The 20,390-nt window shown below is 69.8% G+C and carries 17 protein-coding genes; 16 read left to right on the top strand and 1 reads right to left on the bottom strand.

What is annotated here, in order from left to right; all coding sequences use genetic code 11:
* Positions 1 to 414: 414 nt before the first annotated feature.
* From Amac_RS03855 to Amac_RS03820, 8 genes are all read left to right on the top strand, one after another.
* Entirely contained in the window at positions 415 to 2,016 is a 1,602-nt protein-coding gene (locus Amac_RS03855; protein ID WP_155352897.1) for a thiamine pyrophosphate-binding protein, read from the top strand.
* Complete coding sequence (locus Amac_RS03850; protein WP_155352896.1) at positions 2,013 to 3,437, top strand: gamma-aminobutyraldehyde dehydrogenase; 1,425 nt, start codon at positions 2,013 to 2,015, stop codon at positions 3,435 to 3,437. Before Amac_RS03855 ends, Amac_RS03850 begins: the two co-directional genes overlap by 4 nt.
* A gap of 114 nt (positions 3,438 to 3,551) precedes the next feature.
* Entirely contained in the window at positions 3,552 to 4,601 is a 1,050-nt protein-coding gene (locus Amac_RS03845; protein WP_170322299.1) for an extracellular solute-binding protein, read from the top strand.
* A gap of 67 nt (positions 4,602 to 4,668) precedes the next feature.
* On the top strand, positions 4,669 to 5,568 hold the full coding sequence (locus tag Amac_RS03840) for an ABC transporter permease (protein WP_155352894.1): 900 nt from the start codon (positions 4,669 to 4,671) through the stop codon (positions 5,566 to 5,568).
* On the top strand, positions 5,565 to 6,365 hold the full coding sequence (locus Amac_RS03835) for an ABC transporter permease (RefSeq protein WP_155352893.1): 801 nt from the start codon (positions 5,565 to 5,567) through the stop codon (positions 6,363 to 6,365). Before Amac_RS03840 ends, Amac_RS03835 begins: the two co-directional genes overlap by 4 nt.
* A complete protein-coding gene (locus tag Amac_RS03830; protein ID WP_155352892.1) occupies positions 6,362 to 7,498 on the top strand; it encodes an ABC transporter ATP-binding protein in 1,137 nt (378 codons plus the stop codon). The genes Amac_RS03835 and Amac_RS03830 overlap by 4 nt, the downstream gene beginning before the upstream one ends.
* Positions 7,499 to 7,558: 60 nt before the next feature.
* Positions 7,559 to 9,157, top strand: coding sequence for a zinc-binding metallopeptidase family protein (locus Amac_RS03825; RefSeq protein ID WP_218040865.1), 1,599 nt, complete (start codon positions 7,559 to 7,561; stop codon positions 9,155 to 9,157).
* Positions 9,158 to 9,176: 19 nt separating this feature from the next.
* Complete coding sequence (locus tag Amac_RS03820; RefSeq protein WP_155352891.1) at positions 9,177 to 10,382, top strand: MFS transporter; 1,206 nt, start codon at positions 9,177 to 9,179, stop codon at positions 10,380 to 10,382.
* Positions 10,383 to 10,396: 14 nt separating this feature from the next.
* On the opposite strand, the gene Amac_RS03815 is transcribed toward Amac_RS03820, so the two are convergent.
* On the bottom strand, positions 10,397 to 11,410 hold the full coding sequence (locus Amac_RS03815) for an Lrp/AsnC family transcriptional regulator (RefSeq protein WP_170322298.1): 1,014 nt from the start codon (positions 11,408 to 11,410) through the stop codon (positions 10,397 to 10,399).
* 79 nt (positions 11,411 to 11,489) lie between these two features.
* On the opposite strand from Amac_RS03815, the gene Amac_RS03810 reads away from it, so the two are divergent.
* The 8 genes from Amac_RS03810 (at position 11,490) to Amac_RS03775 (ending at position 20,362) form a co-directional block, all read left to right on the top strand.
* On the top strand, positions 11,490 to 12,692 hold the full coding sequence (locus Amac_RS03810) for an MFS transporter (RefSeq protein WP_155352889.1): 1,203 nt from the start codon (positions 11,490 to 11,492) through the stop codon (positions 12,690 to 12,692).
* A gap of 59 nt (positions 12,693 to 12,751) precedes the next feature.
* Entirely contained in the window at positions 12,752 to 13,594 is an 843-nt protein-coding gene (locus tag Amac_RS03805; protein ID WP_155352888.1) for an alpha/beta fold hydrolase, read from the top strand.
* A complete protein-coding gene (locus tag Amac_RS03800) occupies positions 13,591 to 14,499 on the top strand; it encodes an HpcH/HpaI aldolase/citrate lyase family protein (RefSeq protein WP_155352887.1) in 909 nt (302 codons plus the stop codon). Before Amac_RS03805 ends, Amac_RS03800 begins: the two co-directional genes overlap by 4 nt.
* Positions 14,500 to 15,678 (top strand): NAD(P)/FAD-dependent oxidoreductase, encoded by a 1,179-nt coding sequence (locus tag Amac_RS03795; protein WP_155352886.1) that lies wholly within the window; start codon positions 14,500 to 14,502, stop codon positions 15,676 to 15,678.
* Between the two features lie 144 nt (positions 15,679 to 15,822).
* Complete coding sequence (locus Amac_RS03790) at positions 15,823 to 17,295, top strand: aldehyde dehydrogenase family protein (protein ID WP_155352885.1); 1,473 nt, start codon at positions 15,823 to 15,825, stop codon at positions 17,293 to 17,295.
* 30 nt (positions 17,296 to 17,325) lie between these two features.
* Complete coding sequence (locus Amac_RS03785) at positions 17,326 to 18,096, top strand: SDR family NAD(P)-dependent oxidoreductase (protein ID WP_155352884.1); 771 nt, start codon at positions 17,326 to 17,328, stop codon at positions 18,094 to 18,096.
* Positions 18,097 to 18,180: 84 nt separating this feature from the next.
* Positions 18,181 to 19,521, top strand: coding sequence for a sugar ABC transporter substrate-binding protein (locus Amac_RS03780; protein ID WP_155352883.1), 1,341 nt, complete (start codon positions 18,181 to 18,183; stop codon positions 19,519 to 19,521).
* Positions 19,522 to 19,537: 16 nt separating this feature from the next.
* Entirely contained in the window at positions 19,538 to 20,362 is an 825-nt protein-coding gene (locus Amac_RS03775) for a mycofactocin-coupled SDR family oxidoreductase (protein ID WP_155352882.1), read from the top strand.
* The last annotated feature ends 28 nt before the right edge of the window (positions 20,363 to 20,390 follow it).

The raw sequence follows: 20,390 nt of genomic DNA, 5'->3' as shown, positions 1-20,390 counted from the left end.
CGACAGAACGGCGGCCGTCCGCTAGGCGCTGCGAGCCAACGCTTGCGTACCAGGTGCCTGTCCAGGACTGGTGCTATGTGAGTTCTATGGGCCATGGTGTCTTGATTGCCGGGTTCTTGATGTGGCGTCCACCTTCACCGGCGTTGGTCGCTATGCGTGAACACAAACACTCGCCTGGTATCGGCTAGGTGTTGATTTCACGGGGTGTAGAGGCCATAATCCAAAAATAGCCGAGCCAATACCCCGGAAACGGTGAATATAGCGCTCGGTAGGTGCTCTGCCTGCCATCCCGTGAGGGGGCGGAAGCGCGAGACCGAGTCTGGGTTACCAACCAGCTCGTGTTCCGGCCTCCGCACCCCGGCTGAGGGGATCTTCCCTGGCCGCTGGCATGAGCCCTTACGAGAGGAACGAGGTATGGCGGAAAGCACGCGAACGACCGGAACGGCCGTGACCGACGCGCTGCGGGCCAACGGTGTGACCCTGGCCTTCGGCATCCCCGGCACGCACAACCTGGAGTTCTACCGGGGGATGGCCGCCTGCTCGATCGATCACGTGGTCACCCGGCACGAGCAGGGCGCGGGGTACGCCGCCGACGGATACGCCCGATCCACCGGCAGGCCCGGCGTCGTCGTCGCCACCAGCGGCCCCGGCGTCATGAACGTCATGACCGCCGCCGCCACGGCGTATGCCGACTCCGTGCCGATGCTCGTGCTGTCGCCCGGAGTTCCCACCGGGTTGGAGCGTTCGGGTTTCGGATGGCTGCACGAGATGAAGGACCAGCGGGCCGCCGTCGACGCCGCGGTGACCCGCAGCCTCCGTCCCGGCACTCCCGAGCAAGCCGTGGACGCCATCCACGAGACCTTCTCCCGGTGGGCGGTGGAGCGGCCTCGTCCCGTGCACATCGAGGTGCCGCTCGACGTGCTGGAGACGCCCTGGTCCGGACAGATCCCTCCCGTCTGGCCGTCGGCCTGCCCGGCCGCCGCCGCGCCGGAGGCCGTCGACGCGGCGGTCGCCCTGCTCGGCGCCGCGTCCGCCCCGCTGATCGTCGCCGGTGGAGGTGCGGTGGCGGCCGCCGCGGCCCTGCGTGCCCTGGCCGAGCGACTGGATGCCCCCGTCGTGACCACGATCGGCGGGAAGGGCGTCCTCGACGAGGAACACCCGCTGGCGGTCGGCGCGTTCATCGGCAATCCCGGGGTGAAGAGCCTGGTCGAGGCGGCCGACGTGCTGCTGGTGGTCGGCAGCGAGTTCGGCGACGCGGAGATCCCCCGGGGCAGCCTGACCCCCGCGGCCCAGGTCATTCGCGTGGACCTGGATCCCGGGCAACTCCACCGGAACCTCCGGGCCACGCTGCCGATCCACGCCGATGCCCGGCTGGCCCTGCGGGCACTGCTGGCGGGCCTGACCACGACGGCGGCCTCGAACACCTCGGGAGGCGCGCGACGGGCCCAGAGCGCCCGGGCGAACTGCCTGACCCGGGCGATGGAGTCGGGGGGCCGCTGGCGGGCGATCCAGGAGGCGCTCCGCGCGGAGCTGCCCGCCGATGTGATCGTGACCGGTGACAGCTCGCAGGTCTCCTACCTCGGCACCGCCCCGTTCTGGCCGTTCGCCGCGCCGCGGCGGTACCTGGCGCCGATCGGTTTCTCCACACTCGGGTACGGCCTGCCGGCCGCGATCGGCGCCAAACTGGCCGATCGCGACCGTCCGGTGCTGGCGCTCATCGGCGACGGCGCCCTGATGTTCAGTGTGCAAGAGCTGGTCACCGCGGCCGAACTCGGCCTCGCGCTGCCGGTCGTCGTCCTGGACAATCACGGGTTCGGCGAGATCCGGCAGGACATGATCGACCGCTCCATCACTCCGTACGCCGTCGACCTCACCCGCCCGGACTTCGTGCGGCTGGCCGAGTCGATGGGCGCGCACGGAGTCCGGGCGGCCGACGAGACCGAGGCCGCCAAGCAGGCGGCCGCGGCCCTGGGCGCGGACCGGCCGACGCTGATCGTCTGTGAGGTCGGCGCATGACCGTCCTGAACCTGATCGGCGGACGTGCCTGCCCCGCCGCCGACGGGCGCACCAGCGACATCGTGGACCCCGCCACCGAGGAGGTCGTCGCAGCCGCACCGTGTTCACTGGGCGCGGATGTCGACGCGGCCTGCCGCGCGGCGGACCAGGCGTTCGCGACCTGGCGGCGCACCACACCCGCCGAGCGGCAGGATCGGCTGTTGAGGCTCGCGGACGCGGTCGGGAACCACTCCGCCGAGCTGACGGAGGCCGAGGTCCGTAACACCGGCAAGCCGTTCTCGGCGGTGCGCGAGGAGGTCGCCGCGGTCGTCGATGTGCTGCGCTTCTACGCGGGCGCGGCCCGGCTGCTGGAAGGCCGATCGGCGGGTGAGTACACGGCCGGCCACACGTCCATGATCCGCCGCGAGCCCGTCGGGGTCTGCGCCCAGGTGACGCCCTGGAACTATCCGCTGCTGATGGCCGCGTGGAAGATCGCTCCCGCGCTGGCGGCCGGTAACACCGTGGTGCTCAAGCCCGGCGACACCACCCCGGTGAGCTCGGCCCTGCTGGCCGGACTCGCCGCGGAGATCCTGCCTCCCGGCGTGTTCAACCTGGTCTGCGGTGACCGTGAGACCGGTCGCCAGTTGGTCGCCCACCCCATCCCGCAGCTGGTTTCGGTCACCGGCTCGGTACGGGCCGGCGTGGAGGTGGCTCAGGCGGCGGCGCCCGGGCTCAAACGGCTTCACCTGGAGCTCGGCGGCAACGCGCCGGTCCTGGTCTTCGCCGACGCCGACCTCGAACGGGCCGCCCGGCTGATCGCGCAGGCCGGATACGCCAACGCGGGCCAGGACTGCACGGCCGCGGCCCGGGTGCTGGTGCACGGCGACGTGCACGACGCGTTCGCCGAGGCGCTCACCGCCGCCGCGGCCGCCCTGCGCCCGGGGCCGCCAGCCGACCCGGGGGCAGCGTTCGGGCCGCTCAACAATCCCGGGCAGCTGGCCCGGGTGGCGGGCCTGGTCGACAGGCTGCCCGGGCACGCGCGCGTCACCACCGGCGGTCGCCGACTGGACGGAGCCGGATACTTCTTCGCCCCGACCGTGGTCTGCGGCCTGCGCCAGGACGACGAGATCGTGCTGGAAGAGGTGTTCGGCCCGGTGATCACCGTGCAGCGGTTCGACTCCGAGGACGAGGCCGTCCGGCTGGCCAACGACACCCCGTACGGCCTGGCGGCCAGCGTGTGGACCCGTGACCACGCCCGCGCGCTGCGGACCACGGCCGGGCTGGACTTCGGGGCCGTGTGGGTCAACAGCCACATGACCATGGTCTCGGAGATGCCGCACGGCGGTTTCAAGAAATCCGGGTACGGAAAGGACCTCTCGGCCTACGGATTTGATGACTACACGCGCGTGAAACACGTCATGAGTTTCATAGGGGAACCCTAGGAGAAATCATATTCCGGTTGCTCGGGGCTCGCTGCCGGAGTCCATCCCCCCGAACTGCTCCGGCATTCGGGAGGCCGATACGTCGTCATCCTTGAATGCGTGAAGGGAAAGAAAGTGAAAATAGCACGTCTCGTGTGGGGAGTGCCCGCGCTCGTGGTCACTCTCACCGCGACAGCCTGTGGCGGCGGCGGTGCCGCCTCGGACGGCAAGGGCAGCGTCACCTACGCCGGATACGGCGGTTCGGGCCAGCAGGCCATCAGCCAGGCGTGGCTGGAGCCGTTCGCCGCGGCGAACGGCGTCAAGGTGGTCCAGGACGACCCGGTCACCTACGCCAAGGTCCACCAGATGGTGGACGCCAAGAAGGTCACCTGGGACATCGCGCAAGGTGGCGTGGATTTCGGTCTGGACGACAATCCGCGGCTGGAGGACATCGACTGCGCGGTCGTGGCCTGCGACGAGTTCGCGGGCGGGCCGTTCGAGCTCAAGAAGCAGGGCGTTCCGTTCTTCGTCTTCTCGATCGTGCTCGCCTACAACACCGAGAAGTTCCCGACGCCGCCGACCAGTTTCGCCGACTACTTCGACACGAAGAAGTTCCCCGGCAAGCGGGCCATCGACGGCGGCAACGGAATGCAGGGCATCCTCGAGGCCGCGCTGCTGGCCGGCGGCACGCCGCGCGACCAGCTCTACCCGCTCGACGTCGAAAAGGCGCTGAAGCTGATCGAACCCGTCAAGCAGGATTTCATCGTCTTCAAGGACGCGTCGGAATGCATCAATCTCGTCTCGTCCGGCGAGGCGGTCATGGGCAACTGCTACAACGGCCGGGTCGAAATCGCCAAGAACGAGGGCCGGCCGATCGACAATATCTGGTCGCAGCAGATCTATTACTGCGACTACCTGTTCGTGCCCAAGGGCGCGCCCAACAAGGACAACGCGATGAAACTCATCGCGTACATCGCGGCCAACGCCAACAACGGCAGGCTCACCGACTACATCCCCTACGGCCCGGCCAATCCCAAGGCCGCCGCGACCGGAAAGTACGCGGCCGGCGCGCCGACCGGCCACGTGCTGGACGGCGCCGACGCCCCCATCGTGCCCGACCCCGGCTGGTGGACCGCCAACCGCGAGCAGACCATCGAGCGGACCTCGCTGTGGCTGTCGTCCTGACCGGGCCCGGCGTCCCGGTGACCGCCGGATCCGGCGGTCACCGGGGCCCCAGGACAGAGGGCGAACGGTGAGCGCGACCACCGGACTGCCCCCGGCCGCGCGCCGCCGGTCGCCGCTGGCGCGGCTCGCCTGGTCCGACTACTGGAGCGCGGTGGGCCTGCCAGGTCTGATCTTCGTGATCCTCGCGTTCGGCGTGCCGGTCCTGGTCATCGTCGTCAAGAGCCTGACCGACCCCTCCCCGGCGAACTATTCGGCGATCTTCGACAGCGGGATCTACCGCCAGTCGGTCGGGAACACGGTCCAGATGGCGCTGGTGGTCACCGGGCTGTGCCTGCTGCTCGGCTACCCGTACGCCTACGTGATGGCGCGCTCCGGCCGGATCCTGCGCACCACGCTCATGGTCGCGCTCATGCTGGCCTTCTGGACGAGCCTGCTGGTGCGGACCTACTCCTGGCAGATCCTGCTGAACGACACCGGCGTGGTGAACCAGGCGCTGATGGAGTGGCTCGGCGTCGTCGACGAACCGATCCACATGATCAGGACGAAGTTCGCGGTGTACGTCGGAATGGTGCACATCCTCCTCCCGTACTCCGTGCTTGCCCTGTACGCACAACTGCGTGCCATCGACCCGGACCTGGAGCGTGCGGCCCGGGGGATGGGCGCTCGCCCCTGGCAGGCGTTCTGGCGGGTGACCTGGCCGCTGTCGTTGCCCGGAGCGGTGGCGGGGAGCGTGCTCGTCTTCGTGCTCGCCCTGGGTTTCTACATCACGCCGCAGATGCTGGGCGGGGCCCAGAACATCTACATCGGCCAGGCGATCGTGCTGCAGGTCGAGGAGTTCCTCAAACCCGGGGTCGGCGCGGCCATGGCCGTCCTGCTGTTCGCGGTGGTGCTGGTCGTCCTCGGCATCGCCGCGCGCTTCGTCGGCCTGGGACGGATTCTCGGCATCGGTGAAGGGCGCGGGAAATGAAGGCGGGCATCGGAGTCCGGCTGTTCGCGTGCCTGATAGCGCTCCTGTTCGTCACGCCCACCCTGATCGTCGTCGCGACGTCCTTCACCTCGGGCACCATGGTGGTCTTCCCGCCCAACGGCCTGTCGTTGCGCTGGTTCGAGGAGGTCTTCGCCGACCCCGAATGGCTGGACGCGTTCGCCAACAGCCTCCAGGTCGGCCTGCTGGCCGCGGTGATCGCCATGCTGGCCGGGAGTTCGCTGGCCTTCGCCGCGGGACGGGGCCGGGGCATTCCGCCCGGGCTGGTCACGGCTCTGGCGGTGCTGCCGATGATGGTCCCGCTGGTCGTCGCCGGTATCGGCTTCTACCTCGTCTACGTGACGATCGGCATCTCCGGCGGGGTGGCCGGGCTGGCCGTCGCGCACGCCGTACTCGGGCTGCCGTTCGTCTTCGTCAACGTCCTGGCCGCGCTCAAAGGCGTGGACCGGCACGTCGAGGAGGCGGCCCGGGCGTGCGGGGCGAGCCAGACCAGAGCCCTGGTACGGATCACCGTCCCGCTGATCGCGCCGGCGGCCCTCGTCGGCGGAGTGCTGGCCTTCGTCTCCTCGTGGGACGAGGTCGTCATCGCGCTGTTCCTGAACACACCCGAATTCCGGACGCTGCCGGTCGTCATGTGGGGACAGGTGCGCTCGGGCATCGAGCCCTCCATCTCGGCGGTGGCGACCCTGGTCACCGCCGTCTCGCTGGTGATGGCGGGGCTCATCCTGCTGGGGCCGGTCCTTCGCCGGAAGCTCCGGAGTCTGTGGAGGCAGCAATGATCGAAACCAAGGCGCTCCCGAAGTTCGCCACCGGCCGCGTGGACGCGTCCGCACCGGGAGCGAGCGTCCGCCTTGAACACATAGTGAAGCGGTACGCGGACACCGCCGCCGTCGAGGGGGTGTCGCTGGACATCGCGGCTGGCCAGTTCGTCACCCTGCTCGGCGCCTCCGGCTCGGGTAAGACGACGCTGCTGCGCATCATCGCCGGGTTCGTCGAGGCGACCTCCGGGCGGGTGGTGCTGGACGGGGAGGACATCTCCCGGGTGCCGGTGCACCACCGGCACATCGGCATGGTCTTCCAGAACTACGCGCTCTTTCCGCACATGTCAGTCGCCAAGAACGTCGCGTTTCCCCTGGAGATGCGGAAGGTGCCGCGCCGGGCCAGGCCCGCGCTGGTCCAGGAGGCCCTGGAGGCGGTCCACCTCGGCGAGTTCGGGCGCAGGCTGCCCCGCGAGCTGTCGGGCGGCCAGCAGCAGCGGGTCGCCCTGGCCCGGGCCATCGTGGGCAAGCCCCGGCTGCTGCTCATGGACGAGCCGCTCGGCGCGCTGGACCGCAGGCTGCGCGAGGCGATGCAACTGGAGATCCGGCGGCTCAGCCACGAACTCGGGCTCACGGTCGTCAACGTGACCCACGACCAGGAGGAGGCGCTCACCATGAGCGACCGGATCGCGCTGCTGGCCGAGGGCCGCCTCGTGCAGTACGGCACGCCGGCCGACCTGTACACACGCCCCAACAGCGAGATCGTGGCCAAGTTCCTGGGTGAGTCCAACATGTTCCGCGGTCCCGTACGCGTCGAGGACGGGCTGCGCGTGCTCGACCTTCCGCACGGGCGGGTCGTCGTCCCGCCCGGGGCCTCCGATGACGGGCCGGAGGTCATCGTGGCGGTCCGCCCGTCCGCCGTGCGGATCGGACCGGCCGGCCCCGACGCCCCGGCCGGGGGATCGTTCATGCCGGGCGAGGTCACCGCATGCGTGTACGCCGGGGACTCCCACAAGATCATCGTCACCGCCGCCACCGGCGCGGAGCTCATCGTCCGCTGCGACAGCGCGGCACCGCCGCCCTGCGAGGTCGGCGACAAAGTCATCCTGACCTGGCAGGAAGCGGCGGGAGTGGCGATCCCCGCGGACCGGTAACCAAGAAATCAGCCCGCCGTGAATCATCGGCGGAGCCTTGCCATCGAAAGAAGGACATCAGTGGGACTGAGTGATCTGCAGCGCGGCGGAGTCGAGGAAGTCGACAAGGCGCGTCGGGACCTGTCGGACTTCCACCGGCGCATCTGGTCATACGCCGAGCCCGCGTGGCGCGAATACCGCTCAGCCAAAGCGTACGTCGAGCTGCTCCGCGCCGAGGGATTCGAGGTCGAGGAGGGATCGGGCGACATGCCGACGGCCTTCCACGCCCGCTGGGGCGACGCGGGCCCGGCGATCGGCATGTACGCCGAATACGACGCCTCGCCCGGATACTCCCAGGACACCGTGCCGTACCGCCAGCCCCGCCCCGGCTTCCATCCGTGGGCGCCCGGTTTCACCGACGCGCACAGCGCGCTGGGCGTCGGCGCGCTGGCCGGCGCCCTCGCCACCAAGCGCGCGATCGAGCGCACCGGCGGCACCGGGCAGATCCACTTCTTCGGCGAACCCGCCGAGAAGGTGTGCGGCTCCAAGGCGGTGCACGCGGCCAAGGGCTACTACGACGTGCTCGACGCGGCGATCAGCTACCACCCGCTGGTGGAGAACACCGCGCTGTGGGACATCCAGAACTGTCTCTACTGGTCGGTCGTGGTCATCTTCCAGTGCTTCGAGGCGCAGTCGGCGGAGCCGGTCCAGCCCTGGGTCAGCGGGGAGACCCTGGCCGGGACCGGGCTGGGCGCGCACAACGTGGTGCGCTCACCCGGCGCGATCGACGCCCTCGGCCTCATGCTCACCGCGACCAAGTACGCCAAGGAGAACATGTTCCCGCGTACCGGGCTGTGGTCGCTGAACGAGGCCATCCTCGGGTCGGCCAACGCCACGGCGGACAACCTGCCGCCGCGCATCACCCAGATCCAGTTCAGCTGGCGCTCACCGGCGCTCGGAATCCAGGAACAGATCCTGGAGGTGCTCAAGCGGAACGCCAGGCACGTCGCCGGGCTGACCAACTGCCAGGTGTCGCTGCGGTGGGTGACCCGGACCCGGCCGGGTCTCAAGAACCACGTGATGTCCGAGGCCACCTACGCCAACCTGGCGGAGCTCGGCCCCGCCGAGTTCGGCGCCGAGGCGTACGAGTTCGGCAGGGAGCTCGAAACCGCGCTGGGCCTGGAGCCGAGCGGCAACCCCTTCCAGCCGCACATCGGGCGGGTGGTGCCGCCCCGGGAGCAGGACGCGGTCACCCGGGCCACCCTGCCGCCCTGGCAGGACTGCACCGGGGCCGACGACTACACCGAGTTCAGCTGGCACGCGCCGACCGTCCGGTTCTTCACCGCCAAGCCGCTGCTGAACGCGTGCGGGGACGACATGAACCACTGGGCGAACAACGCGCTCAACGGCCTGTCCGCCGCGATCGACCCGACCTGGAGCTACGCCGGCGGCGTGATCGCCGCCACCGCGCTGCGGCTCATCGAGGACGCCGACCTCCTCCGCCGGGCCAAGGAGGAGTTCAAGCGCAACCGGGAAGCCGCCCCCACCGGCTACCTGGAGCCGCTGCTGCCGAAGGACTTCGCGCCCCCCGTCGAACTGCCGTGGCCCGAGTACGTGCAGACGGCGCGGGGCTACGAATGGCAGCTCCCGACGACCGCCTACTTCGGCGAGACGCTGTGAGGACAGCTTTGGGCCTCCGGTGACCGGCGACTCTCCCCGCCGGGCCGCTCCCACGCGGCCCGGCGGGGCGGGCCCGATGGTGCGGGCGCTGTCCATGGTCGTGCTCCTGTTCACGACCGAGGCCATGTTCCAGACCCTGTTACCGACGGCCATGAAGGCCGCCGGCGTGTCGTCGGGCCTGCTGGTCGGCGTGTTCATCGCCGTTTCCCAGGGCGCCGGACTCCTCGTGGCGCCCCCGGCCGCGGCCCTCGGTGACAGCCGGGGCCGGGGCAGGGTCCTGGTCGCGGGCGGGCTCGCGGTGGCGGCCACCGCCGCGCTGCTCGCGGTGCCGGCGGCGGGCGGGCCGGTCTGGCTCTGGTCGCTGCCCATCCTCGGGTACGGGCTGGCCCGGGGCATCACCGTGATCACCACGCTCGGTGTCGTGGCGCGGTCCGGGGATCCGTACCGGACCCAGGGATTCAACGGCGCGGCACAGCGGCTCGCGTCCGCGCTGGCCGCGCTGCTCACCGCGCTCCTCGTGCTCTCGGAAGGCTGGTCGGCCGGCTTCCTGCTGATGGCGGCGCTGGCGCTGGCCTTCGCGTGGCTGGCCAGGGGAGTCCACGGCCGCGCCGACCGTGATGCCGGGGTCGCCGTCCCGGCTCGGGCGAGTTACCGGGAGTCGCTCCGCATGCTGCGCCGGGACCCGGCCCTGCGGGCCTCGTCACTGCTCAACCTCAACCTCAACACCCTGGTCATCCTCGGCAACGCCTTCTATCCGCTCACGCTGGACGTGCCCACCGGCGAGCTGGCCGGCTGGCTGCTCATCCTGCTGCTCTGCCGGGACCTGACCTCGGTGCTGACCGGGCCATGGTTTCACGCGGTGGCTGCGGTTCTCGGCCTGCGTGGGGTCGTCCTGCTGTCCGGCGCGTGCGCGGTCGCCGGCCTGCTCGTGGTGGGCATCGGGGGAGGCACCCTCGCCGGTGTGCTCGCCGGGTCGGTGCTGCAGGGTCTGGCGATCAGCATGGGGATCGGTTCGACGAACATCCTGGCAACCTCCGGCGGCGACGGCGGCACCGCGCTCCGGCTGACCGCGACGAACTACGCGAACTCCATCGGCTCGTTCGTGCTGCCGCTCGGTTTCGGGCTCCTCTTCGATCTGCTCGGGCCGGGCAGCGTCTTTCTGTCCGGGGCCGGCGTGTCGCTGCTGCTGGGCGCGCGAGTGCTCATGCTCACCAGGGTTCGGTGAGATCCGTGCGGGGCTCAGCCGGTCGTGATGTCGAAGCGCCAGGGGCGGGGCAGGACCAGGGTCCGCGCGTAGACCAGGACCGACACGTCCCGGACGCAGTCGATCGCCAGCATCCGCAGCATGAGCCCCGCCAGATCCTCCGGCGAGGCGCAGGTGACCTCGGCCGACGCGTGGAAGCGCCCTGCGGTCAGCAGCAGTATGGCCACCTCGGGCAGCGCCGCCAGGGCGGCCAGCCCTTCGGCCGTGTCGCCCGCCAGCTGGATGCGGATGCACGCCATGGTGACCGGGTCGGTCGAGACCCGGTCCAGGACCGCGGTGGCGTGGATCAGGCCGTTGGCGAAGAGCGCCTGGGTGCGCTTGCGTACGACCCAGTACGGCGCCTCCACCTTGGCTTCCAGCTCGCGGAACGTGGAGCGCGGGGCGTCCACCAGCACGCGCAGCAGTGCGACGTCCAGATCGTCCAGCTCGGTCCGGGCCTGCTCGACCGGCGCGGTGGCCGGTGGGCGCGGACGCCCCTGGCTCTCCCATTTCAACGCCTTGAGCTGGCGCGACACCTCGTACTCGCGGACGCCTTCGATGGCGCCGAAGGCCTCGGCGACGGTGTCGGCCAGATCGATGTCGTCGCGAGCGGCGACCTCGCAGATCACGTTCAGCTCGCCGACGGTCTGCACCATGAACGTGATCTTGGGATGGCCGTTGAGCGTCTTGACCAGTTCCTCGATCGGGCCGTGATAGCGCAGGCCGACCGTCGACAGGCAGCCGTAACCGAGGCTCCGGGGATCCACGAACCCGATCACCCGCAGGATGCCGTCGCCGCTCAGCCGGGCCAGGCGCGCCCGTACGGCGTCGGCCGACAGGCCCACCTGCTCGCCGATCCTGGCCAGCGGCGCACGGCCGTCCTGCCGGAGCATGGTGACGATCGCCTTGTCCTGATCATCCAGGTCGTAGTGCTGATTCAACACGTCAGGTCCTGTCGTCCAGCCGTAGCGCCCCACACGGGCGGCGGTGGGGGTCGTCGTCCTGCGCATTAAGTGCGCCATCCTGCCCGTCAGTGTGTGACATCGCGCGCCAAATCGAGAGTTCTAGTCAATATTAGAGGAAAAAAACATGAGTTTGCGTCAATTTCGCGAGTCCGATCCGCCGGGTGAGCTGCTGCGGCACCGGCCGTGGCTCGTCTGGATCGGCAGCTCGGCCATGGCCCGCCTGCCCATGGCGATGACGTCGCTGGCCATGGTACTCGTCGGGGAGGCCGGCACCGGCTCGCTGGCCGTCGGCACCCAGCTCGCGGGCATCGTAAATCTCTGCTCGGGGGTCTTCGGCCCGCCGGCCGGCCGGGCGTTCGACCGCGTCGAACTCCGCGCCGCGGTGCGGCTGACCCTCGCCGGGTTGGCGTTCATCCTGCTGGCGATGCTGCCGGTGGTGTGGCTGGGCGCGCCGCTCTGGGCCCTTTACGTGCTCAGCGTTCTGCTGGGCCTGGCGATGGCCGGACTCTGGGGCGGGCTGCGCGCGCTGCTGCTGGTGACCGTGCCCGCGGCCCAGCTTCGCCGGGCGCACTTCGCCGAGTCCCTGCTGGTGGAGTTCGCTGCGGTGGTGGGGCCCGCCCTGGTGGCCGTGCTGGTCATGGTGGGGCGGGTCGCCGCCGCGATCATCGTCATGGCGGTGCTCTCCCTGCTCGCGGCCTGGGGCATGCGACGCATTCCCGCCCTCCCGCCGGCTTCGGGTACGCGTACGAGCCTGCTACCGCCACGTGATGTCGGGACTGTCGGGATCCTCGTCGCCATCGTCGGAATGGGCTACGGCCTGCTCGTCGCCGCGGCTCCGCTGCGGATGGGCGAGTACGGGCTGGACGCCGGCGCCACCGGATGGTTCATGGCCGCGCTGTCGGCGGGCGCCTGTCTGGGCGGGCTCGCGGTCAGTGTCCGGCCCGTGCCCGCGCGCCGGGCGAGGCCGGTCGCGGCCGCGCTCCTGTTCGGCACGGCGTTGCTGGTGCTTCCGTCCGCCGTGGCGACGACCGGCCTGGCGTACGGCGCGGCACTGTTCGTGGCCGGTCTGGGCATGGTCCCGCTCAACGGGCTCCTGGCCACCGAGATCGAGAGCCGTCTCGGGCTGAGCCGCCGCGCCGAAGGGTTCTCCTATTTCGGCTCCGCCTCGGTGGCCGGCGGCGCCATGGGGTATTTCGCCGTGGGCGCGCTGTCGGGCTGGTGCGTGCCCGCCACCGTGTCGCTCCTGTCCTCCGCGTTGTTCGCCGCGCTCGCGATCACGCTGACGTGCTCCCATTTGAAGAGCCGCAGGCCAACCCTTGCCGGTTAATTTATACGTATGATAAGGATTAACCGGACAGGTGTAGTAAATGTGAGGCGAGGTGTCCTGTGGCGCTCAAGGAGTTCGAGGATGGATGGCTGGACCTGGACGGTCTTAAGATCCACTACACCGAGTGGGGTGCTCCGGCCGCTGAGCCCGTCGTGATGTTGCACGGCCTCAACGTGCAGTGCCATACCTGGGATCCGATCATCGAGAGCCTGGTCGGCGACTATCACGTCATCGCGATGGACATGCGCGGTCATGGCGACAGTGGCTGGGCCGCGTCCGGTTATCGCGTGCGTTCCATGGCGCGCGATGTGCACGGGCTCATCGATGCGCTCGGGCTCGGGCCGGTCAACCTCGTCGGGCATTCCGCCGGGGTCAGGGTGGCCATCGCGGTCGCGGGGGAGCGTCCCGAGACGATCCGGCGCCTCGCGCTCTCGGACGCCGGGCCGGCCAACTCGCCGTCGGGAGCGGTGGCGATGCGCGACTTCATCCAGGCCACGACGAACCTGAAGGGCTTCCGCAACGAGGCGGAGGCGTGGAAGTTCTACAAGGGGTACCACCCGGAGTGGCGCGAGGACTTCATCGATCTGCACGTGAAATACCAGCTGCGGCGCAACTGGGCCGGGAAGCTGGTGCTGAAGGCCGACCCCGACGTGCAGTGGATCACCGGCTCCGTGAGCCTGCCCGATGTCGAGTACCTGTGGCGGATGTCGGAACTGCTGACCATGCCGACCCTGCTGATGGTCGGACGCAGGAGCAACGTCATCGACGAGGCGGTCGTGGACAAGATGCTCGCGGTCATGCCGAACGCGGAAGCCCGCTGGTTTGACACCGGCCACTATGTCCCGCGGGAGGCTCCGGAGGAGTTCACCGGGGTGCTGCGTGACTTCCTGGCGAAGGCGTGAGCGCCGTGTCGGGGCGGGAGCGCTTCGAGCGGATGCGCAGCGTCCTCGAGGTGCCGATCCTGAACGAAAAGTTTTGGTCGAAGGTGCCCGAGGTGGCTGCCGACGCCATCATGGTGGACCTCGAGGATTCGGCGACTCCCGCTGACAAGGAACGGGCGCGGGAGCGAGTCCTGGCCGCGCTGGGAGCGCCGACGCACTTCGGTGGCCGCAACGTCATCGTCCGTGTCAACAACCTGGACACCCCATGGGGCCGAGACGATCTGGCCGAACTGGCCGGAGCCCCCGGCGATTTCCTGGTCTGCTACCCGAAGGCGCAGGGCGCGGCGGAGCTAGCCGAGGTCATGTCGATCCTGAACAGAGGCACCTCGGCACGTGGACTGCACGTGATGATCGAAACCGCGCGCGCCGTGCAGTCGCTCGACCAGATCGCCGGCGCCGACGGCGTGCAGGGCCTGCATTTCGGATATGTCGACTACGCCGCCGACGTCGGCTCGAAGGTCTTCGACGACGAAGGCGCGGACCTGTACGGCCCGGCGAACCACTTCGCCCGCTCGGCGATCGCCGTGGCGGCCGCCGCGCACGGATTGTTCGCCACCGGCGGGTCTCTCATCCCGGACTACCGGGACCTGGCCAAGGTCGAGCGTTTCGTACGGACCTGGGCGGATGTCGGCTACACCGGGTGTATCGCGGTGTCACCGGCGCACCTCCAGATCATCAACGCGCGGATGGCGCCAGCGCCGGAGGAAGTGCGGGCCGCGCTCGAGGTCTGCGACGCCTACCAGAGGGCGGTGGAACGCGGCGAGCCGGCGGCCGTACTCAACGGGCGTGCCATCACGCTGCCCGACTATCGCGTGGCGAGCAGGCTCGTCGCGCGCGCCCTGCCGGTCGACGTAAAGGGCGCGTAGATGCGGAGCGTGGTGATCGCCGGCGGCGCGATCGCGGGGCTGAGCGCCGCGCGGGAACTGCGCAGGGCGGGCTTTCCCGGCCGGATTCAGGTGGTCGATCAGGACCGGCGTGGGCCCTACCGGCGCCCTGAGGTCTCCAAGGGTCTGCTGGAGGGGCGGCTCGGCCTGGATTCCGTGGCCACGCCCTGGCCGGCGGACCTGAACGTCGATCGAATACTCGGGGTCCGGCTGACGGGTCTGGACCTGGCGGCGAGGACGGTTCAGGTGGAGGGCGGTGCGGTGCCGTTCGACGGGCTGGTCATCGCGACCGGGTGCGCCGCTCGCCGCTCGCCGTACGAGGCGATGGCCGGCGTGCACACCCTGCGCTCGGCCGACGACGCGGAACGTATGCGGCCGGAACTGGCCGCGGCCATGAAGATCGTCATCGTCGGAGCGGGATTCATCGGACTTGAGGTCGCGTCCGTGGCGCGCAAACTCGGCAAGTCCGTGACCCTGCTCGAAGCCGCGGAGATCCCGCTGGCGCGCGTCCTGGGGGACGACTTCGGCGAACACATCGCCGGTACGCACCGGGCGCACGGCGTCGACCTGCGGACCGGAGTCACGGTCGCCGGCGTGACCGCGGGAGCGTCCGGGCGGGTCTCGTCCGTCGAACTGACCTCCGGCGAGACCGTCGCGGCGGACGTGGTGCTGGTGGCGATCGGCTCTGAACCGGCGACCGGCTGGCTGCGCGACTCGGGCCTCGACCTGTCCATGGGAGTCGTCTGCGACGAGACCTGTGCTGTGGCGGACGGAGTGGTCGCGGCCGGGGACGTCGCGAGCTGGATCAATCCCCTCTACCGGCGGCGCATGCGCGTCGAGCACTGGACCAACGCCGTCGAGCAGGGCGCCTATGCCGCTCGGCGGCTGATGGGCACTCATGACCCCACCGGGTTCGCCAGCGTGCCCTACTTCTGGTCCGACCAGTACGGCGTGAAGCTGCAGTGCGTCGGTTCGACCCTCGATCACGACCAGTACGCCGTACTCGACGACAGCGACGGCAGATTCCTGGTGGCCTACGGCCGCGCGGGCCGGCTCGTGTGCGTCGCGGGCATGAACGCGGGCGCGGCCGTGATGAAGCATCGGGCGCTGGTGCTCCGTGCTGTCCCGCTCGCCGAGGTTGCCGCGGCATCCCGTACATAACGTTCGATTCATCAGTATGAAACGGACCATTGCCCTGGTTGATATGGCCGTGTAACGTCCCGTGTGTCAGGAAGAAGCGGTCTCTGTCACGTTCGGGATCGGCCTCATCCGGATGAACCACGACCACGAGAACGGGTAGCAGAGATGTCATCAGCTCAGCAGCGGGGCCTGTCGCACCTGATCGATGGAGAGCTCGTCGCCGGCAGCGGATGTTTCGAGATCGTGTCTCCCTGGACCGAGCAGACGATCGCCGAGACCCCGCGCGCGACGCCCGAGGAGGCCGCCCGCGCCATCGCCGCCGCCCGCCGCGCTTTCGACGAAGGCCCCTGGCCGCGCATGGCGCCCGCGGCGCGCGCGGCCATCCTCCGCCGGTTCGCCGAGCGGCTCCAGGCCCGGCGGGACGAGCTCGTGCACATCGCGATCCACCAGGCCGGCGCGGTGCGCTCGCTCGCGGAAGGGCTCCAGACGGACGCGCCCCTGGCGGCCGCCTCCGGCTACGCCGACACCGCCGCGACGTTCGAGACGATCGAATCCCAGACCCTCGAAGGAACCCCGCTCCCCGGCGCGTCCGGGCGGCGCAGGTCGCGGCTCGTCCAGCGGGTGCCGGCCGGTGTGATCACCGCCATCACGCCGTTCAACTACCCCTTCCGGGTCAGCGTCCAGAAGGTCTTCCCCGCGCTGGCCGTGGGCTGCACCGTCATTCTCAAGCCGCACCCGACCACCGCCTGGGACTCCGCGCTGATGGCCCAGGCGGCCCAGGAGGCCGGGGTGCCGGCCGGGGTGCTCAACATCCTGCTGGGCGCGGGCCCGGAGGTGGGCGAGCTCCTCGTCGCGGACCCGCGCGTGGACAAGGTGAGCTTCACCGGCAGCACGGCCACCGGCCGGCGGATCATGGAACTCGCCTCCGCGACGGTGAAGAACGTGATCCTGGAACTGGGCGGCAAGTCGGCCAACATCGTCTGCGCCGACGCCGACCTGGAGAAATTCTTCGCCACCGAGCCGGGCAACCTGAAGCACGCGGGCCAGGGCTGCGGCCAGCTGACCCGGGTGCTGATCGAGGAGGAGATCTACGCCGAGGTCACCGCGCGCATCGCCGAGCAGATGCGGCGGATCCCGCTGGGGGAGGCCGAGGATCCTTCGACCGGCCTGGGCCCGCTCGCCAACCGAGCCCAGTTCGAGCGCGTTCTCCAGTACATCGAGATCGGGCGGAAGGAAGGCGCCACCCTGATGTGCGGCGGCGAGCCCGTAGCCGAGCGGTCCCCGGGCTTCCGCGTCCAGCCGACCCTCTTCACCGACGTACGCAACGACATGCGGATCGCCCAGGAGGAGATCTTCGGACCCGTGCTTGTGGCGATCCCGTTCTCCGGAGCGGAGGAGGCGATCAGGATCGCCGACGACTCCATCTACGGAATCAACGCGTCCGTGTGGAGCCGGGACACCGAGAAGGCATGGCGCATCGCCGCGAGCATCCGCACCGGCAGCGTCGGCGTCAACTGCCTGGCGAACGTGACCGCCGGACCGCACGGCGGCTTCAAGCAGACCGGCATCGGACGCGAGTGGGGCAAGTACAGCCTCGATGAGTACGTCGAGCTCAGGGCCTTCGAGGTCCACGAGTAGAGCCCGCATCTACGTGAACGGAACAGGGAAATGAAAGAACTCGACGGCAGGATCGCCTTCATCACGGGCGCCGCGTCCGGCATGGGACGCGCGACCGCCCTGCTCATGGCGGCGCACGGCGCCACCGTCATCGTCGCCGACATCGACGAGGCGGGCGCGAAGGCCGTGGTGGACGAGATCGCCCAGGCCGGTGGCTCCGGCGTGGCCAAAGCGCTCGACGTCACCAGCCCGGAACAGATCACGGCGTGCCTGGACTCCGTCGGCGCGCAGTTCGGCCACCTCGACGTGCTGTACGCGAACGCCGGGACCCCGGGCGCGACGGGCCACAACGTCAGCCAGGCCGAGTACGACTTCTCGGTGGGCGTGAACCTGACCGGAGCCTACTTCGCCGCCCAGCAGGCCATCCCGCTGCTCAACAAGTCGCCGCACACCGCGTCGATCCTCTTCACGGCCTCCACGGCAGGGCTGGTCGGCTCCTTCCTCTCGCCGCTCTACTCGATGTCCAAGGGCGGTGTCGTGATGCTCGCCAAGGCGCTGGCGCTCTCGCTCGCGCCCAAGATCAGGGTGAATGTGATCTGCCCGGGGCCGATCGACACGCCGATGCTCCCGCGCTTCTGGTCACGGGAGAAGCAGGAGGGGGTCGAGGAGCGGCTCGACTCCTGGGTCGCCAACGACATTCCGCTCAAGCGCCGCGGCCGGCCCGAGGAGATCGCCGAGGCGGCGCTGTTCCTGGCCGGTGACCGGGCCAGTTTCATCACCGGCGTCGCGCTGCCGGTCGATGGGGGTTTCACGGCTCGCTGAGCCTGGATCACATCCATCTCGGACTGGGCGGGGGCCTGTTCGATCGCATCAGTTCAACCCGCAAAGTCAGAAGGCACGAGCACCATGGCACATAATTCATCCGTATCATCCGCCGATATTTCTCGCCGGAACCTCCTCAAGTTCGCCGGAATCGGCGGGCTGGCCATCGCCGGCTTGCCCGCGCTGGCCGCGTGCGGCGCGGAGAGCCAGACGGCCGCAGGCACCGACCTGCTGATGAACCACCTCATCGCGAACGTGGAGGCATTCGAGTCCACCGACCGCGCCTTCAAGCTGGCGGTCCAGGCCCTGAAGGGCTCCGCCTCGTTCACCTCGCACGACGGGGACATGCAGAAGGCGTTCGCGCAGGAGCTGCAGTTCCCCTCGCTGGGGGTCAAAGGGGTTCACTCGTACCTGGTCGCCGACGCCGCCCTGGACCGCTACACCAAGGTCCTCGCCGACGCGAAGATCGCGCACAGCAACCTGTCGAACCGGCTGCCCTGGTTCGCGCCGAGCGACCCGAAGTTCAACGGCTACTTCATCGGCAACGTCGGCGGCCCCTTCGCCGAGGAGGCGTACCTCGTCACGAAGGTGCTGCTCGAGCGGGGTGACGGCAAGGGTGAGGCGATCCTGCTGGGCGGTCCCAAGGGCGGCCTGTCGGAGACGGCTCGCCGGTTCGGCGTGAACCGTGCCGTGGCCGAGTTCCCCGGCGTCAAGGTGGTCGCCAACGCGTACACGGACTGGGACCCGAAGAAGGCCGAGTCGGAGCTGGCGGCGCTGCTCCCGGCGCACCCGAAGGTGAAGTACGTGATCGCGTTCAACGACGGGGTCGCGCTGGGCGCGCTCGCGGCCCTGAACGCCGCCAGGAACACCACGGCGCTCGTCATCGGCATGGACGGCGACCCGGCCTTCCTCGAGCGGATGCAGAAGGAGGAGCGGATCGTGGCGACCTCGGCCGGGCTCATCGCCTTCTCCGGCGTGCTCGCCGCGGTCCGGCTGTACGACTTCCTGAACGGCGTCAAGTTCCACCCGCTCGAGGTGTTCATCGACACCGATTCCATCATCGTGGACACGCCGGAGGCGGCCGCCGAGCTGCTCAACATCACCGGCCCCGACGCTCCGCTGCTGTGGGACGCGACCAAGATGTCGCGGCACCTGCAGGGCGACAAGTGGATCCTGCCGCACCGATGCCTCGTCTCGGACCCGACGGATTTCGCCTGGGGCGACAAGCCCGGCACCAACCCGACGCCCCGTCCCGCCGGTTTCGCGTGGCCGCCCGCCTACCAGACGGCTCTCGCGAACGGGGAGATCGACGTGGTGAACGCGGACTGGGAGAAGCGGTTCGTGGATCCGTACCTGGCGGTGCGCGCCAAGGCCACGACCAAAGAAGGTGCGCTCGGCACGTTCAAGCGCATCGGCCTCATCTGAAGGAGCTTGGAAGGCAATGCGACGACTTGCTGGGAAGACCGCCCTGGTGACGGGCGCCGCCCACGGCCAGGGCCGGGCACACTGCGTGCGCCTGGCGTCGGAGGGCGCGGACATAATCGCGATCGACCTGTGCGCGCAGGCGCTCAACGTCGCCTACCCGCTGGGATCGTGGGAGGCGCTCCAGGAGACGGCGCGACAGGTCGAGGAGCTGGGGCGGCGCTGCTTCATCGCCAAGGCGGACATCCGCGACCGGGCAGCGCTCGACCAGGTCGTCTCCGACACCGCGGCCGAATTCCCGCGCCTGGACATCCTCGTCGCGAACGCGGGGATGGGGTCCTACGGGCGGGTTCTCGAGACGCCCGCCGCGGTGTGGGAGCAGGTGGTGGCCGTGAACATGACCGGCACCTTCCACACCATCCAGGCGTTCACCCCACGTATTCTCGAAGGCGGCAACGGCGGCTCCATCATCATCATCAGCTCGGTATCGGGCATCAAGGGGCTGCCGTTCACCGGCGCCTACGCCGCGTCCAAGCACGGACTGCAAGGACTGGCGGCCGTGCTCGCGCAGGAACTGGCCGCGCACGGCATCCGGGTGAACACGGTCAACCCGGGCCCGGTGGCCACACCGCTGACCAGCGACGAGACCGGTCCGGCGCTGCTCGCCGGAGATCACCCGGACACCTTGCTGTTCAAGGGCTCCTTCTCGCCGCTGCTGCCGCTGGCGGGCGGCTTCCTGGAGGCCAAGGAGATCAGCGCCACCGTGGCCTGGCTGGCCTCGGACGACTCCAGGTTCGTCACCGGTCTCGCCGTGCCGGTCGACGCGGGCGTCATGGCCCGGTGACCGTACAGAACCGAATGGGAAGTGCTCC

This window comes from Acrocarpospora macrocephala (genome assembly GCF_009687865.1).
GTDB lineage: Bacteria > Actinomycetota > Actinomycetes > Streptosporangiales > Streptosporangiaceae > Acrocarpospora > Acrocarpospora macrocephala.
Note: the sequence above shows the minus strand (reverse complement) of the source record. Positions and strands in the feature narration are given on the sequence as shown.

What these genes read in the sequence shown, in the direction of transcription:
- Amac_RS03855 (WP_155352897.1), top strand. Translation starts at nt 415, where the DNA reads ATGGCGGAAAGCACGCGAACGACCGGAACGGCCGTGACCGACGCGCTG.
- Amac_RS03850 (WP_155352896.1), top strand. Translation starts at nt 2,013, where the DNA reads ATGACCGTCCTGAACCTGATCGGCGGACGTGCCTGCCCCGCCGCCGAC.
- Amac_RS03835 (WP_155352893.1), top strand. Translation starts at nt 5,565, where the DNA reads ATGAAGGCGGGCATCGGAGTCCGGCTGTTCGCGTGCCTGATAGCGCTC.
- Amac_RS03830 (WP_155352892.1), top strand. Translation starts at nt 6,362, where the DNA reads ATGATCGAAACCAAGGCGCTCCCGAAGTTCGCCACCGGCCGCGTGGAC.
- Amac_RS03815 (WP_170322298.1), bottom strand. Translation starts at nt 11,410, where the DNA reads ATGCGCAGGACGACGACCCCCACCGCCGCCCGTGTGGGGCGCTACGGC.
- Amac_RS03810 (WP_155352889.1), top strand. Translation starts at nt 11,490, where the DNA reads ATGAGTTTGCGTCAATTTCGCGAGTCCGATCCGCCGGGTGAGCTGCTG.
- Amac_RS03795 (WP_155352886.1), top strand. Translation starts at nt 14,500, where the DNA reads ATGCGGAGCGTGGTGATCGCCGGCGGCGCGATCGCGGGGCTGAGCGCC.
- Amac_RS03790 (WP_155352885.1), top strand. Translation starts at nt 15,823, where the DNA reads ATGTCATCAGCTCAGCAGCGGGGCCTGTCGCACCTGATCGATGGAGAG.
- Amac_RS03785 (WP_155352884.1), top strand. Translation starts at nt 17,326, where the DNA reads ATGAAAGAACTCGACGGCAGGATCGCCTTCATCACGGGCGCCGCGTCC.
- Amac_RS03780 (WP_155352883.1), top strand. Translation starts at nt 18,181, where the DNA reads ATGGCACATAATTCATCCGTATCATCCGCCGATATTTCTCGCCGGAAC.
- Amac_RS03775 (WP_155352882.1), top strand. Translation starts at nt 19,538, where the DNA reads ATGCGACGACTTGCTGGGAAGACCGCCCTGGTGACGGGCGCCGCCCAC.